8 protein-coding genes are annotated in these 15443 nt (G+C 66.7%); 2 read left to right on the plus strand and 6 right to left on the minus strand.

Annotated features, from left to right (window positions below; genetic code table 11):
* Positions 1-44: 44 nt before the first annotated feature.
* The 6 genes from clpB to J2X54_RS10575 form a co-directional block, all read right to left on the minus strand.
* Positions 45-2642 (minus strand): ATP-dependent chaperone ClpB, encoded by a 2598-nt coding sequence (clpB, locus tag J2X54_RS10550; protein ID WP_310180469.1) that lies wholly within the window; start codon positions 2640-2642, stop codon positions 45-47.
* A gap of 88 nt (positions 2643-2730) precedes the next feature.
* On the minus strand, positions 2731-3204 hold the full coding sequence (locus J2X54_RS10555; RefSeq protein WP_310180470.1) for a molybdenum cofactor biosynthesis protein MoaE: 474 nt from the start codon (positions 3202-3204) through the stop codon (positions 2731-2733).
* On the minus strand, positions 3201-5750 hold the full coding sequence (locus J2X54_RS10560; protein WP_310180471.1) for a DUF349 domain-containing protein: 2550 nt from the start codon (positions 5748-5750) through the stop codon (positions 3201-3203). The genes J2X54_RS10555 and J2X54_RS10560 overlap by 4 nt, the downstream gene beginning before the upstream one ends.
* A 98-nt stretch (positions 5751-5848) precedes the next feature.
* Complete coding sequence (locus J2X54_RS10565) at positions 5849-6553, minus strand: hypothetical protein (protein WP_310180472.1); 705 nt, start codon at positions 6551-6553, stop codon at positions 5849-5851.
* Between the two features lie 159 nt (positions 6554-6712).
* Positions 6713-9211 (minus strand): GNAT family N-acetyltransferase, encoded by a 2499-nt coding sequence (locus J2X54_RS10570; RefSeq protein ID WP_310180473.1) that lies wholly within the window; start codon positions 9209-9211, stop codon positions 6713-6715.
* Positions 9212-9243: 32 nt separating this feature from the next.
* Positions 9244-10233 (minus strand): DUF2804 domain-containing protein, encoded by a 990-nt coding sequence (locus J2X54_RS10575; protein WP_310180474.1) that lies wholly within the window; start codon positions 10231-10233, stop codon positions 9244-9246.
* A gap of 149 nt (positions 10234-10382) precedes the next feature.
* Here J2X54_RS10575 and J2X54_RS10580 point away from each other — a divergent pair, with 149 nt between their 5' ends.
* Together J2X54_RS10580 and J2X54_RS10585 are read left to right on the plus strand one after the other, a co-directional pair.
* Entirely contained in the window at positions 10383-11624 is a 1242-nt protein-coding gene (locus tag J2X54_RS10580; RefSeq protein WP_310180475.1) for an exonuclease SbcCD subunit D C-terminal domain-containing protein, read from the plus strand.
* Entirely contained in the window at positions 11621-15442 is a 3822-nt protein-coding gene (locus J2X54_RS10585; RefSeq protein ID WP_310180478.1) for an AAA family ATPase, read from the plus strand. The genes J2X54_RS10580 and J2X54_RS10585 overlap by 4 nt, the downstream gene beginning before the upstream one ends.
* Position 15443 lies beyond the last annotated feature (1 nt).

Raw genomic sequence — 15443 nt, forward strand, 5'->3', positions numbered from 1 at the left:
GCGCGGGGATGACGGCTCTGCGGCTGACTGTTAGCCGCTACCTGTTACTTGAACGTCAGCTCGCCGTTTTCCGCATCGACGTGAATCACGTCTTTCGGCCCAAACCGTCCCTGCAAGATCAGCTTGGACAGCGGATTTTCGATCTGCTGCTGGATCGCGCGCTTGAGTGGACGCGCGCCGTACACCGGATCGTAGCCAGCCTCGGCAATCTTTTGCAGGGCGGCGTCGGTGATTTCGAGCGCCATTTCCATCTTGGCCAGGCGTTTTTCCAGGATCGCCAGCTGGATCTTGGCAATCGCACCGATGTTCTTCTCGTCGAGGCCATGGAACACCACGATCTCGTCGATCCGATTGATGAACTCCGGACGGAAGTGTGAGCGCACCTCGGCCATCACCGACAGCTTGACCACCGACGGGTCGGAATCTTCCATCGCCTGGATTTTATGCGAGCCCAGGTTGGACGTCATGATGATCACCGTGTTCTTGAAGTCCACGGTGCGGCCCTGGCCGTCGGTCATGCGGCCATCGTCCAGCGCTTGCAACAGCACGTTGAACACGTCCGGGTGCGCTTTTTCCACCTCGTCGAGCAGGATCACGCTATACGGCTTGCGGCGCACGGCCTCGGTCAGATACCCGCCCTCGTCGTAACCGACGTAGCCGGGCGGCGCGCCGATCAGGCGCGCGACCGAGTGCTTCTCCATGAATTCGCTCATGTCGATGCGGATCATCGATTCCTCGGTGTCGAACAGGAAGCCGGCCAGCGCTTTCGACAGCTCGGTTTTACCCACGCCGGTCGGTCCCAGGAACATGAACGAACCATATGGCCGGTTCGGATCGGACAGGCCGGCGCGCGAGCGGCGGATGGCGTCGGACACGGCATTGATCGCCTCGTCCTGGCCCACCACGCGTTCGTGCAGCTTTTCCTCGATGTGCAGCAGCTTGTCGCGCTCGCCCTGCATCATGCGCGAAACGGGAATCCCGGTCGCGCGCGACACCACTTCGGCGATCTCTTCGGCGCCCACCTCGGTGCGCAGCAGGCGCTGTTTTGGCGGCGTGTTCTTTTCCAGCGACACGCCGTTGGCAGCTGCCGTTTCCGCCTGCTTCAGTTCCGCTTCGAGTTCGGGCAGGCGGCCGTATTGCAGTTCCGAGACGCGCTGCCAGTTGCTCTCGCGCGTGGCCTGCTCCATTTGCAACTTGATGCGCTCGATCTCTTCCTTGATGTGGGTACTGCCCTGCACCACCGCTTTTTCGGCCTTGAGGATTTCCTCGTAGTCGTTCAGTTCGCGTTGCAGGCGCTCGATCTCTTCCTCGATCAGGTCCAGGCGGCGGCGCGAGCCTTCGTCCTTTTCCTTTTTGACCGCTTCCTTCTCGATCTTCAGCTGGATCAGGCGGCGTTCGAGCTTGTCCATCACCTCGGGCTTGGAGTCGATCTCGATCTTGATTTTCGACGCCGCTTCATCGATCAGGTCGATGGCCTTGTCGGGCAGGAAGCGGTCGGTGATGTACCGGTGCGACAATTCCGCCGCCGCAATGATGGCGGCGTCCGAAATGGCGACCTTGTGGTGCAGCTCGTACTTGTCCTGCAAGCCGCGCAGGATCGCAATCGTGTCTTCCACGCTCGGCTCGTCCACCAGGATTTTCTGGAAGCGGCGTTCGAGCGCGGCATCTTTCTCGATGTACTTGCGGTACTCGTCGAGCGTGGTGGCACCCACGCAGTGCAGCTCGCCCCGCGCCAGCGCCGGTTTCAGCATATTGCCCGCGTCCATGGCGCCATCGGCCTTGCCGGCGCCGACCATGGTGTGCATTTCATCGATGAAGACGATAGTCTGGCCCTCGTCCATGGCCAATTCTTTCAAGACCGTTTTCAGCCGTTCTTCGAACTCGCCACGGTACTTGGCGCCAGCCACCAGCGCGGCCATGTCGAGCGCCAGCACCCGCTTGCCCTTGAGCGAATCGGGTACTTCGTTGTTGACGATGCGCTGCGCCAGGCCTTCAACGATGGCGGTTTTACCCACGCCAGGCTCACCGATCAGCACCGGGTTGTTCTTGCTGCGGCGTTGCAGCACCTGGATCGCGCGGCGGATTTCGTCGTCGCGGCCGATCACGGGGTCGAGCTTGCCGGCGCGGGCGCGCTCGGTCAGGTCCAAGGTGTATTTTTTGAGCGCCTCGCGCTGGCCTTCGGCCTCTTGCGAATCGACCTTGCCGCCGCCGCGCACGGCGTCGATCGCCGCTTCCAGCGCCTTGCGGGTCAGGCCGCTCTCGCGGGCCAGGGTGCCGGCGTCGGACTTGTCTTCGGCGAGGGCCAGCAGCACCATTTCGCTGGAGATGAACTGGTCGGCGCGTTTTTGCGCTTCGCGGTCGGCCAGGTTGAGTACGCTGACCAGCTCGCGGCTGGCCTGGACATCGCCGCCCGTGCCCGAGACCTTGGGTTTGCGGTCGAGTGCATCCTTGAGCGACTTGGTCAGGCCGCCGACGTTGACGCCGGCGCGCTGCAGGATGGAACGGGCGCTGCCGTCATCCTGGTTCAGCAGCGCCAGCAGCAGGTGTGCTGGTTCGATGTATTGGTTGTCGTTGCCCACTGCCAGACTCTGCGAGTCCGACAGCGCTTCCTGGAGTTTGGTGGTGAGTTTATCTTGCCGCATGGTGATGCTCCGATAGATGTAGGTTAGCGCACAGATAGGGTTGTACGATCACATTTTCAAGGGCAGCGGCAAGATACTTCAGACAACATCAGGCAGAGGCAGCCCCCTGCCATTTGGCCAGCGCCGCATCGTCGCTGACGCGCGCATCGACCCAGCGCGCGCCGCCTGGCGTGACTTCCTTCTTCCAGAACGGCGCTTCGGTCTTCAGGTAATCGATGATGAACTCGCAGGCGGCAAACGCCTCGCCCCGGTGCGCGGCGGTGGCCGCCACCAGCACGATCTGGTCGAGCGGCTTGAGCGGCCCCACGCGATGGATCACCAGCGCGCCGAAGGTGGGCCAGCGCAATTTCGCCTGCTCGATGATGACGGCGATCGACTGCTCGGTCATGCCCGGGTAGTGTTCGAGCTCCATCTCGGCAACCGACGCGCCGTCGTTCAAATCACGCACGGCGCCGACGAACGTCACCACCGCGCCGATCTTCGGGTTGGCGGCGCGCAGGCGCGCCACCTCGGTGGTGAGGTCGAAGTCTTCGGTCTGGATCCGGACGTCACTCAGACTCATGCCCGCTCCGAACCGCCGATCCGGCGCAGCAGCTGCTCGATGCGGCTGACCGTGCGGTCGTCGGCCAGCGCCGGCATCGCGCACAGTTGCAGGTAGGCGGCAGTGGCCGACAGCGGCTTCTGGCCCGATTTGAGCGACGATTGCAGCACTTCCACCTGCATTTTCAAGCGTTCGCGCGCGAACTCGGCGCCGGAATCGACACCGGCCACGATTTCCAGGCGCAGCACTTCGTCGAGCAGCTTGGTGCGATTGGCTTCCAGCTGTTTGGCGTACGCTTCTCGGCCAGCTTCGAGCGCGGTCACACCGGCGGCAAAGCGGCCTTGCAGCGCCTTGTCGTAATCGCCGCCCAACGGTGGTAGCGCAGTCCAGCGCGCTTGCCAGGCATCGGCATCGAGTTGCTCGCCCTGCCCTGCAATCGACTGTTCCAGCGCCTGCACCAGGCGCAGCTTGTCGCGCAGTGCATTGGCCTGGGCAGCGCCGGCGCGGCGCTTGATGGCGTCGGCCTGCGCTTGCACACTGGCCGCTGCGGCCTGGTAACGCTCGTTGATGCGGGCCTCGGCTGCGCGCGGCACCACGCCGGCGCCATTCCACGCCAACTGGGCGTCACGCAAAGTTTGCGCGATGGCCGCCAGTTGCGCCTTGTCTTCGCCGCTGAAGGTGGCTGTTTCCAGCGTCTTGCAGATGTCTTCGCGCGCATGCAGATGGGCCTTGCGCTCGTGGTCGGCGGCGTGCGCGGTTTCCTTGCGCTTGGCAAAAATCGCGTCGCACACGCTGCGGAAGCGCTGCCACAGCGCCTGCTCGATCTTGCGCTCGAGCGGCAGCGCCTTGGCCAGTTCCTGCCAGCGTTCCTGCAGGCGGCGCAGCTTGTCGAGCGTGTGGCGGTCGGCTGGCTGCAACTGCTCGGCTTCGGCGATCAGCTCCTCGCGTTTGGCGGCCTCGATCTTGCGCTGCTCGGACAGCGGCGCCTGCATGTGCGCCAGGGCCTTGTCGAAGGCCTGGTCGAGCTTGCGCTTTTCCTTGCGGTCGATGGCGCCCAGCCGGCCCCACACCTGGCGCAGGCGCTGCACGGCAGCGGCGACGTTCTTCAGGTCGGCGCCATCGGCGGCGGCTTCGGCCATGGCAAGGGTTTCATCGATCAGGGCCTGGGCCTTGGCGGCGTTGGCGTGGCGTTCTTCGGCCAGGTGTTTGAAGTGGGCGGCGGCCGGCGCGTAGGCGGCGGTGCAGGCGGCGTCGAACTTTTCCCACAGGCCCTTGGGCGCGTGGCCGGAGACGGCGTCGAGTTCCTTCCAGCGTTCGCGCATGCTGCCCACCTTCTGGGCCAGTTCGCTCATCGACAGGCCCTGGGCCGGCAATTCCTCCACCGCCTTGACCAGTTCTTCGCGCGAGACATTGCCGCTCCAGCGCGCCCAGTCGGCCAGGCGCTTGAGTTGGGCGCGGACGTGGTTGAGGTGGTCGGTCTGCTGTTGCGAGAGGCGAATCTTGTGATCCTTGAGCCACTTGTCGTGCTCGGCGGCGGCGTGCAGCGAGCCTTGCTCGAGGGCAGCTTCCATCGCTTCCAGTGTTTCGAGGAATTTCTTTTCCACTTCCTTCGATTGCTGGGGTTTCGGTGGGCGTTCCTTTTTGGCCGGGGGTGCGGCCGGTGCGGAGGTATCGGTGCCGGCATTGCCTGCAGGATCGGTTGCGGCATCGGTGGCGGCTGGCGCAGTGGCGCCGGCGTCAGCGGCACCGGCTGGCGCAGCAGTGGCGCCGGCAGCACTGGCTACACCAGCGGCAGGTGCAGGAGTTGCAGGAGTCGCAGCCGTCGCCTGGCGGGCGGCAGCGGACAGCGCGGTGCGCGCCTGCTCGATCGCCTGGTTGTAATCGGACAGCAAATGGCGTGGCAGCGCCGCGTGCTCGGGCGCCTGCTGGTAGTCGGCCAGGTCGGCAGCGTGGCGCGCCAGCGTTTGCTCGGCCTGGTCCGCCGGCAATCCGGCGTCCGGCAGCTGGCGCACCACGGCCATGGCGTCGATGATCGTGCGTTGCAGCGCGACCTGTGCCTCCAACCGAGCACCGAGCGCCGCGCGGGCGGCCGCGTACGGCTCGGCCACGGCAGGCTCCGCCGACGTGATGGCCCACTGGCGGTCGAGTTCGGCAACCTGGTTGGGGGTGAGTTTTTCTTCCTTGAGTAGGCGCTGCGCCTGGTCCAGGCACGCCTCGGCTTTTTTCAGCTCGGCCTGCTGGTAGCGGATGGCGTCGAGCCGGCCCTGCATCAGCTTGGCCACGCGGCGGTCGGTGTTGCGCATCGCGGCCAGCACCTGTTCCAGCGCGGCCTGCGATTGCACGTGCTCGGCAGCGGCCAGGCGCACGCCGGCAAACTCGCTTTGCAGGATCAGGGCCACGGCGCCAGCTTCGTCACCGGCCAGCGCGGCGGCGCGTTGCGCCTGCTCGTCACGGCGGCTGGTCGAAGCCGCAGCCGCAGACGCGGCAGCGCCCGTCTCCGCTGCGCCCGGAGCATTGGGCGTGGCCTGGGTTTGGGCGGTAGTGCGCTTAAAGATGAAATCGAACATGGGGCGCTATGGAGGTGGGAGAAACCACCATCATAGCAAAGCAGGGAGAATTTGCCCGGCGGGCGTACGATTCGGGACCGTATCGGGTCATGAGCTTCTTATTTGGCAAGGGCTTCGTCAAGCAGGCCATGCCGCACCGCCGGCCGCACGCGGACCGGTCCGGTGCGCGGTGACGTTTCCTCGGAGGCGTCTTCCTCGACGATCGGCAATACCTGCAGCCCAGGAATCGTGATCTGCGCGTCGGTGAGTTGCCTGGCCGCAGCACGCGGCGCCACGGCTGCCGGCGCGCAACGCTTCATCTCTTCCAGGTGCTTGTCGTGCATCATCAGCTGGTTGGCGATGGAAAACCAGGTATCGCCGGCAAACGCTGCACGGGCAATCGCAAACAGCTCCTGCTCTTCTTTTTCCAGCCGCTTCAACATCGACGAACAAAAGGTTTCGATGCTGTGGCACACATGTTCGACGCGGAAGTCCTGCATGCCCGCAAAAATGCCCATCTTTTCCTGCAGGTTGCGAATCGCGGTGAGCGCTGACTGGTTCAAGCGGTTCAGCTCGTCTAAGAGGTGGTCGGCGCGCTCGGTGGTCTGGCGCAGCGCGGGGATCAAATACATTTCGGTCTTGCGCCAGTGACATGCCTGGTAGAGCTTGTGCAGAGATTCGCAAGCGAATTCGAGCTGCGAGAGCGTGATGCTGTTTTGCTGCAGCAAGGTATTACGGACGTATTGCTGGAACGATTGCAGACTGAGGCGGACGCTGGCTTGCTCCACCGACAGCGCGACCAGGGTATATGTGGCTGTTAACATTCTGACTCCCAAAACTGAAGTTGCGCGCCCATGGCGAGACAGCGAGAGCGGAAGAAGAAAGTGTAAATAATTCCGACACTAATGCCTTGACCCAGGACAAACCCGGCCCAAGACAGTGCATGAATTAGTAGCCAATATATAACAACCAAAAAGCGAAATCTACTGCAATGGCAGTTGCAGCCGCACCATTCCAGCTTCCTGGTGCGGCAAAACCACGCCGCCGAAATGACGCACCAGTTTTTGCACGCCGAGGTTCTCGGCCAGCGCATCACCAACGATCTCGGCAGTACCGCGTGAGCGCAGGTAATCGACCAGCTTGCCGAACAGGATGTAGCCGAGTCCCTGGCCCTTCAGGTCCGAGCGGATGATGATGGCGAACTCGGCACTCTGGTTGGCGGGATCGATCACCGCGCGCACCACGCCTAGGGTTTCGGCGCCGCCGCCGGCAGCGGCAACGGGGTTGGGCCGGGTGGCGATGAAGGCCATGGCGCGGTCGTAGTCGATCTGGGTGAGGCGCGCCAGTTGCGACGGCGGCAGCTCGCGCATGGCGGTAAAAAACCGCAGCCGCACGTCGTCGGCATCGAGCGCGTGGAAGAAGGCCTGGTGCTGGGCCGCGTCCTCGGGGCGGATCGGCCGCAGCACGATTTCGCCGCCGCCCCACGCCACCGTTTGCTCCAGCTCCTGCGGATACGGCCGGATCGCCAGCGTTCGGCGGCTGCGCGGCGCTGCCAGTTGCAGTCGCGCGCCCAGCGCCACCACCGCGCCGCCGATGGCCAGCACCGGGTTGAGGTCGAGTTGGGCCAGTTCCGGCAGATCGGTCAGCATGTCGGCCACCTGCACCAGCGTGCGCACCAGCGCTTCGGCGTCGGCGGCGGTCTGGCCTTGCGCCAGCAGGCGCGCGATACGGGTGCGGCCAACCATGTCGCGCGCCAGCACCATGTTCAGCGGCGGCAACCCGGCGGTACGGTCGGCCGCCAGGCCGGACGACACGTCGGCCGCCGGGCCGCCCTGGCCGAAGAACACCACCGGCCCGAACACCCGGTCGATACCGATCTCGATGCGCACCGCCGCCGGCGTATGGCCGGCCAGCGCGGCCTGCTGCGGTGTGGCCAACGCGATGCCGTACGCGGCCAGCAGGCTGCGCGCCTCGTCGTCGCTCAGGATCACCGCCCCCTTGTTCTTTTCCTTGTTCTTTTCCTTGTTCTTTTCCTGCTCCTCACGGTGGGCCGCCAGCGCCGCCTTGACCAGCGCGCGCGCCGCCGCCCGCGGTGGCGCTGCGGTGCCGGGCACGCCGGCCGGCACTTCCATCAGCAAGGCCTGGTTGCGGCGGTACTGCGCCATGTACAAAAAGCCATGGACCGCTGTTTCCGGCGTGTCGAAAGTGGCAAGGCCAGCGTCGGCAAACTGGCGCCGCCCCCGGGCTGCCGAGGCGCCGCCCAGCCAGCATGTCAGCACATTGCGCCCGGTCGCCTGGAACAACGGCGCCAGGGCCTGCGCGATGGCGTCGGCGGCCACCATCGGCGTGGGCGCATGCAGCAGCAATAGCGCGTCGGTCTGGTCGTCGGCCAGCAGCGCCTCTGCCGCCGCGACATACAGCTCGACCGGCGCGTCAGCCGGCAGGTTGATCGCCGAGTCAGCAGCCGAATGGGCGCCAGCATTGACTGCGATCGCCATGCCCTGCTGCCCCAGGCGTTTGCGCGTAACACCGGAGAGCGGCGCCGGACGGATCTCGCCGGCTGCCAGCGCGTCGGCCGCGATCACCGCCAGGCCGGCGCCGTTGGTCAGCACCGCCAGCCGCTCACCTTGTTGCGGACGGCGCCGCACCAGCGTTTCCACGGCATCGAACAGGTCTTCGGTGGAGTGCACGCGCAGCATGCCGGCGCGGCGGATGGCAGCGTCGAACACCAGGTCGGCGCCATCATCGAGATCCTGCCGTACCCCCGACTTGAACACGATCACCGGCTTGGCGCGCGCCGCCAGCCGTCCGGCCGACATGAACTTGCGCGCCGAGCGCAGGTCTTCCACGCACAGCAAGATCGCCTCGGTGGCGGCATCGGCGGCCAGGTAGTCGAGCAGGTCGCCGAAATCGATGTCCACGTCGTCGCCCAGCGTGACGAACTGCGAAAAGCCGATGCCGCGCTGGCCGGCCCAGTCCAGCACCGCCCCTGCCAGCGCGCCCGATTGCGAGACGAACGCCAGCTTGCCCGCGCCTGCCGGCAAATGGGTAAAACTGGCGTCCAGCCCCAGCGCCGGCGCTTGCAGGCCGATGCTGCCCGGTCCCAGGATGCGCAGCTGGTATGGCTGCGCAGCAGCCAACAAGGCCTGGCGCTGCGCCCGTCCGTTAACGTCCGTCATGACGATCACGGCGCGGGCGCCGCGCGCACCCAGTTCCTCGATCAGGCCGGCGATGGTGGCCGCCGGCGTGCAGATGATGGCGAGGTCGGGCGCCTCGGGGAGCGCCGCCGCACGCGGGTAACAAGCCATGCCACGCAATTCGGTGTACTTGGGGTTGACGGGCCAGATGGCGCCGGTCATGACAAGGCCGCCGGCGGCCAGGTTGACCAGCACGCGGGTGCCCACGCGGTGCGGCTTGTTCGACGCGCCAATCACGGCCACCGATCGAGGAGCCAACAACCGGTCGAGATGCTTGATGCTCATGTGGCCCTCTTTATATGCTGCTACCAGGGTTGCTACCAGCGCGACCGGTGGTCCTCGGTCACGCCCATCATCTGCGTGACGATGCGCTTCGGTTCGTCCGGCGTGCCCCGCACCCAGCCGGTGAAAGCGCCGACCGGTTGCAAAAAGCGGGTCGCCGCGACCAGTTTCTTGCGGTTGTCGCGGCGCGCCCCCTCGGGCGTGAAGTGCAGTTCGAGCAAATCGTCTTCGGTAAAGATATGCCAGGTCGATAGCGGATCCTTGGCATCGTACAGGAAGCGGGCCGGCGCCAGCGCGTGCACCTGGCCGTCGAGCCACAGCGCGTTCTCGTTGGCGCCAAAGTAGCCGGCCTGGAGGTTGAAGCCCATATCGAGCGTGTGCGCCGACGCCCAGCGCCACGCGGTATTGCGCGCCAGCAGGCCGTTCGAGTAGTCGAAGCTGGCCACGCCGCCGGCCAGGTCGTATTCCTCGCGCCAGGTGCGCACTTCGCCGGTCAATGGCATGCCCGACGATTTTTGGGTGGAATGGACCGCGCCGCCCGCTACTGCGCCCACCGCCAGCAGCAGCGGCGCATTGGGTGGGCCGAATGCGGCGTCGATTTCCAGGTGATCGCAGGCGACCGACAAGCTGAAACTGCCCGCACCCGACGGTTCGAGTGCAATACGGCCCTTGGCCGACGCGAAATAGCTGGCGCCGCCCGAGTGGTCGGCCACCCGGCCGCGCCGGCCCAGGCGGCCATCGGCCGAGAAATTGGCCAGCATGTCGCCGTCGTTACGGTCGAACGCATAGGCAAACGCGGTGCTGGTCCAGCCCAGATCGACGATCGCCACGCCGCAAAACACGCGCTCTGTGCACAGCGCCACGTAATGCCAGCGCTTGTGGTGCAGGCGGCGCCACAGCGCGCCATGCGCGAACGGCGGCGCCAGGCCGGTCCAGTCGATCTGGCCGGTTTGCCCGGCATAGCGGCCCAGCAGCGGCTGGCCGTCGGCGCCGAGCAGGCGGGCAGGCGCTGGGGGCAAACTCATGGTGTTTCCACCGTACCGGTGTTGTTCAAGATCGATCCTTTACTCGGGTAACTACGCACTGCCGAACGTCCGGCACACGCGATATTTTAGGCTGGCTTGCGGCCCGGATGCGCTATATTGTGTTTTTCCCGGTTGTTTATTCTTAATTCATGCGTCTGCTGCACACCTCCGACTGGCATCTGGGCCAAGCCCTGCACAATTTCGAACGTCATTACGAACACCAGCGCTTCCTCGACTGGCTGCTCGATACCATCGAGACCGAGCGCGTGGACGCGCTCCTGATCGCCGGTGACATCTTCGACAATGCCAACCCCTCGTCGGCCTCGCAAAAGCAGTTGTACCGCTTCCTGCAACGCGCGAAGGAGCGCATGCCGCACCTGAACCTGGTGGTCGTGGGCGGCAACCACGATTCGCCGGGCCGGCTGGAAGCACCGGGTCCGCTGCTCGAAGCGCACGGCACCCGGGTGATAGGCGCCGTACAGCGCCACGCCGATGGCGCCATCGACCTCGATGCCCTGGTGCTGCCGCTCACTGGCGCCGACGGCTCGGTGCAGGCATGGTGCCTGGCGGTGCCGTTCCTGCGCCCGGGCGATGTGCCGCGCAAGACCGCCGATGACTATCCTTCCGAGAACGCAGCCGATCCCTATTTGGCCGGCATCGCCCTGCTCTACAGGCAGGCCCTGGAACTGGCGCTGTCCAGGCGCCAGCCCGGCCAGGCCATCGTCGCCATGGGCCACTGCCACATGGTCGATGGCCAGATGTCGGCCGACTCGGAGCGCCGCATCGTCATCGGCGGCACCGAGATGCTGCCGGCCGGAATCTTCGATCCGGCCATCGCCTACGCGGCGCTGGGCCACCTGCACCTGGCGCAGGCGGTGGGCAAGCAAAACCACATCCGCTACTGCGGCAGCCCGATCCCGCTGTCGTTCGCCGAGGTAGGCTACCAGCACCAGGTGCTGCGCATCGACCTCGATGGCGATGCGGTGCGCGAGATCGCGCCGATTGCGATACCGCGCGCAGTGCAACTGCTGCGCGTGCCCGCCAGGCCGGCATTGATCGCGCAGGTGCTGGAAGAACTGGCGGCGCTGGATGTGCCGGACGCGCCGACCGAAGAACAGCCGTTCCTGGAAGTGCGCGTGCGGCTCGATGCGCCCGAGCCGGGCCTGCGCGCCCGCATCGAGGCGGCGCTGGATGGCAAGCCGGTACGGCTGGCAAAGATCGAAACGTCGAGCGCGGCGCGCGGATCGGCAGTGGATGCGGAAGTGATGACGCTCGACCGCCTGGAGCAGCTGAAACCCGACGACATCTTCCGCCAGCTGTACCAGCAGCGCTTCGGCAACCAGGCGCCGCCCGACCAGTTGAGCGCCTTTGCGGAGTTGATGCTGCCATGAGAATTTTGCGCATCGGCGGTAAAAACCTGGCGTCGCTGGCAGGAGAATTTTCCGTGGACTTCGAGCAGGAGCCGCTCGCCTCCACCGGCCTGTTTGCCATCAGCGGCCCCACCGGCGCCGGCAAGAGCACCCTGCTCGACGCTCTGTGCCTGGCGCTGTACGACGACACGCCACGGCTGCTCAAGGTATCGGGGCGCAGCATGCTGGCCGACGTGGGCACCGAGACCGTGTCCACGCAGGATACCCGCACGCTGCTGCGGCGCGGCACGGCAGATGGCTACGCCGAGGTGGACTTCATCGGCAACGACGGCGCGGCATACCGCGCGCGCTGGAGCGTGCGCCGTTCGCGCACCCGGGTGGAAGGCGCGCTGCAACCGACCGCCATGACCTTGCACCTGCTGCCGGCGCTGCAACCGATCGGCGCCACCAAGACCGAAGTCAAAGGCGAGATCGAACGCCGCATCGGCCTGTCGTTCGAACAATTTACGCGCGCCGTGCTGCTGGCGCAAAACGAGTTTTCCGCCTTTCTCAAATCCGAGGACAACGAACGCGGCGAACTGCTGGAAACCCTCACCGGCAGCACCGTCTATACCGAGATCTCGATGCGCGCGTTCGAGCGCGCCAAGCTCGAACAACAGGTGCTGCAAAAACTCAACGCCCGCCTGGCCGACCAGAAGCCACTCTCCACCGACGAACGCGCAGAGATCGAAGCGCAGGCAGCAGCAGCCACCGCAGCGCTGCACGTTCTGGAACAACGCAAGGCCGACCTGGAGCAGGAACTGCGCTGGCATCGCCAGGCCGAGCAACTGGAACAGGACGAACTGGCCGCGCGCCAGGCCTGCGAGCAAACGGCTGCGGACGTGGCGGCGTCCGCCCCGCGCCGCGCCGCCCTGGCCCACCTGGTGGCCGTGCAGGCGGCGCGGCCGCTGGCCAATGACATCGCCCGCATCGACGCCGACATCGCCGCCACCGAAGCGGCGCTGGCTGCCGGCGCCCAGGCCATGGCCGACGCCGCGCTGCAACTGGACCGCGCCAATGCCAGCCAGCAGCAGGCCGCCGTGCAAGTGCAGCAAGCGGAAAACGCGCAGCGCACGGCCGGGCCACAGCTCGACCAGGCCAAGGCGCTCGACGCCCGCGTGGAAGCAATGCTGCCGGCGTGGCGCCAGGCGTCCAGCGCCTGCGAGAAAGCCAACCAGGCAGAGGCCACCGCCAGGGCAGCACTGCAAGCGCGGCAGGATGAACGCCGCCGCCTGGAAGCGCAGGTGGAAGCCGGCGCCACGTGGCTGGCGCAGCACCGCCAATGGCAAACCCTGGCGCAGTCGTGGGAACGCTGGGATGTGCTGTTCGTGCAGGCCGGCCATGCCGCCGGCCAGGCCGAGCGTCTGAACGAGCAGTTGGCCCGCGTGCAGCGCGCCGCCAAGGCCCACCGCGACGAAGAGGCGCAAGCGGCCGCCAGGCTGGCAAAGTCGGCCACCGTGCTTGAAACCCTGGAAGCACGGCGCCAGGACGCCAACGCCGCACTGGCCGCCTTCGACGCCGAGCAATTGCACACCGCGCGCAGCGGCTGGCAGCAGCATCGCGAGCTGCTGGCCAGTGGCGAAAAGCTGTGGTTCGAACTCGATGCGCGCCAGCAGCGCCACGCCCAGCTCGACGCGCAGGGCAAGCAACTGCGCACCGCCATCGCCACCGCCGAACAATTGCTGGCGGCGGCGCAGCAGGAAGGTGCCGGCCTGGCTGCCGCCTTCACCCAAGCCGAACGCTCGCTGGCGCTGGCGCAAGCCGCATCGGGCGAAACCGTGGAAAAGCTGCGCGCCGCGCTCACCGCCGATGCGCCCTGCCCCGTGTGCGGCGCCCACGACCACCCGTACCGCCACAACGACCCGGCCCTGCGGGGCATGCTCGATACGCTGCAAGCGGAAGTGGCGCGCTGCCGCCGCCAGTTCGACGCCAACGTCAGCCAGCAGGCGGTGCAACGCGCCACCGTCCAGGCCAGTGGCGAACAACTGACTGCGCTGACAGCGCAAGCCGGTGATGTAGCGCAGGCGCTGGAACACGCCAGCGCCGCCTGGCGCGACCATCCCTTGCTGGCCGATGACAGCCCGGCGCCGCCACCGGCCGAGCACCTGCGCCGCGACTGGTTCGCGGCCGAACTGGACACCGCCCGCACCAACCTGCAGGCGATCGAGCAGCAGGACCGCGCACTGAGCGCGGCGCGCGCCACGCGCGACCAGGCTCAAGCCGCTTACGAAGCGGCAGCGGCCGAGATGAAGCAGTTGACCGATACGGCAGCCCAGGCCCGCACCGCGCTGGCGCAAGCGTCTGCCGAAGCCAAGGCGCTGGAAGACCAGCGCGGCGAAGTGATGATCACCCTGGCCGACCTGCTGGCCGACCTGGACCCGGCCTTTACCGGCGGCGACCTGCCCAACGATGGCTGGAAGGACGAGTGGAGCGCAGCGCCGGCGCGCTTTTACGAGGCGCGCCAGGCCGAGAGCCGGCAGTGGCTGGCGCAGCGCGACGCCCACGACCAGCGCAGCACCTCGCTGGCCAGTTTCGATGTAGAAATGAAAGCGCTGCACGACGCCGTCAACCGCGCCGGCGAAGATGCGCTGGGCGTGCGCCACGCTTACGCCCAGGCCGACGCCGCACTGAGGGAAACGCAGGACCAGCGCATGGCGCTGTGGGAAGGGCGCGAAGTGGGCGCGGTGGAACGCATGCTGGTCGCCGCCATCGAACAGGCGCGCGCGCTGCTGGCCAGCCGCCAGCACGAAGCGCAGCAGGCCGCGCAAGCACGCGTGCGTGCCGACGAGGCGCAAACCCAGGCCGGCAACCGCCTGAATGCCCTGGGCACGGCGGCCGATTCCGCGCGCCGGCAACTGGTGCAATGGCTGGCCGACTTCCGGCAACGAGAACCCGGTGCCGAGGTGGGAGATCTCGAGCAGTTGCACGCACTGCTGGCGCAACCGCAAGCCACCATCGACACCGAACGCGCAGCGCTGGCCGCAATCGACCGCGCCGCCGACCATGCCGCCACGGTGCTGGCCGAACGCCAGCGCCAGCGCGCGCAGCACCAGCTGGCGGCGCCGCCAGCGCGCGTTGCCGATGTGGATACCGATGCAACGGCCGACCCGGTGGCAGTTCCAGCGGCGCCAGTAGCCGTGCTGGCGACCGCCCTCAACGCCCTGCTGGCCGAACGCAAAGCCGCCCAGGACAGCGCCGCCGCCGTGCAACTGGCGCTGGCGCAGGACGACGCCAAGCGCCAGCGCTCGCAATCGATGCTGGCCGAGATTGCGCAGCAGGAGGCGATCGAGCAGCGCTGGTCGCGCATGAGCGATTTGATTGGCTCGGCCGACGGCAAGAAGTTCCGCAACTACGCCCAGCAGTTCACATTGGACGTGCTGCTCGGTTACGCCAATGCCCACCTCAACCACCTGTCGCGCCGCTACCAGCTCGAGCGCATCCAAAATCCGGCCAGCCCTTCGCTGGCGCTGCTGGTGCGCGACCAGGACATGGGCGGCGAGATGCGCTCGGTCCATTCGCTGTCGGGCGGCGAATCGTTCCTGGTGTCGCTGGCGCTGGCGCTGGGACTGGCCTCGCTGTCGTCGAACCGGGTGCGGGTGGAGTCGCTGTTCATCGACGAAGGATTCGGCAGCCTCGATGCGGAAACCCTGCGGGTGGCGATGGATGCGCTGGACGGCCTGCAGGCGATGGGCCGCAAGGTGGGCGTGATCTCGCACGTGCAGGAGATGACGGAGCGGATCTCCACCAAGATCCTGGTGCAACCGGCCGCCGGCGGGCGCAGCACCATCAGCGTGGTGTAAA

The sequence above is a fragment of the Duganella sp. 3397 genome, from assembly GCF_031456625.1.
Taxonomy (GTDB): domain Bacteria; phylum Pseudomonadota; class Gammaproteobacteria; order Burkholderiales; family Burkholderiaceae_D; genus Rugamonas; species Rugamonas phyllosphaerae.

Excerpts from the sequence above, each read along its gene's own strand:
- clpB (WP_310180469.1), bottom strand. The coding sequence starts at position 2,642 with ATGCGGCAAGATAAACTCACCACCAAACTCCAGGAAGCGCTGTCGGAC.
- J2X54_RS10555 (WP_310180470.1), bottom strand. The coding sequence starts at position 3,204 with ATGAGTCTGAGTGACGTCCGGATCCAGACCGAAGACTTCGACCTCACC.
- J2X54_RS10560 (WP_310180471.1), bottom strand. The coding sequence starts at position 5,750 with ATGTTCGATTTCATCTTTAAGCGCACTACCGCCCAAACCCAGGCCACG.
- J2X54_RS10565 (WP_310180472.1), bottom strand. The coding sequence starts at position 6,553 with ATGTTAACAGCCACATATACCCTGGTCGCGCTGTCGGTGGAGCAAGCC.
- J2X54_RS10570 (WP_310180473.1), bottom strand. The coding sequence starts at position 9,211 with ATGAGCATCAAGCATCTCGACCGGTTGTTGGCTCCTCGATCGGTGGCC.
- J2X54_RS10575 (WP_310180474.1), bottom strand. The coding sequence starts at position 10,233 with ATGAGTTTGCCCCCAGCGCCTGCCCGCCTGCTCGGCGCCGACGGCCAG.
- J2X54_RS10580 (WP_310180475.1), top strand. The coding sequence starts at position 10,383 with ATGCGTCTGCTGCACACCTCCGACTGGCATCTGGGCCAAGCCCTGCAC.
- J2X54_RS10585 (WP_310180478.1), top strand. The coding sequence starts at position 11,621 with ATGAGAATTTTGCGCATCGGCGGTAAAAACCTGGCGTCGCTGGCAGGA.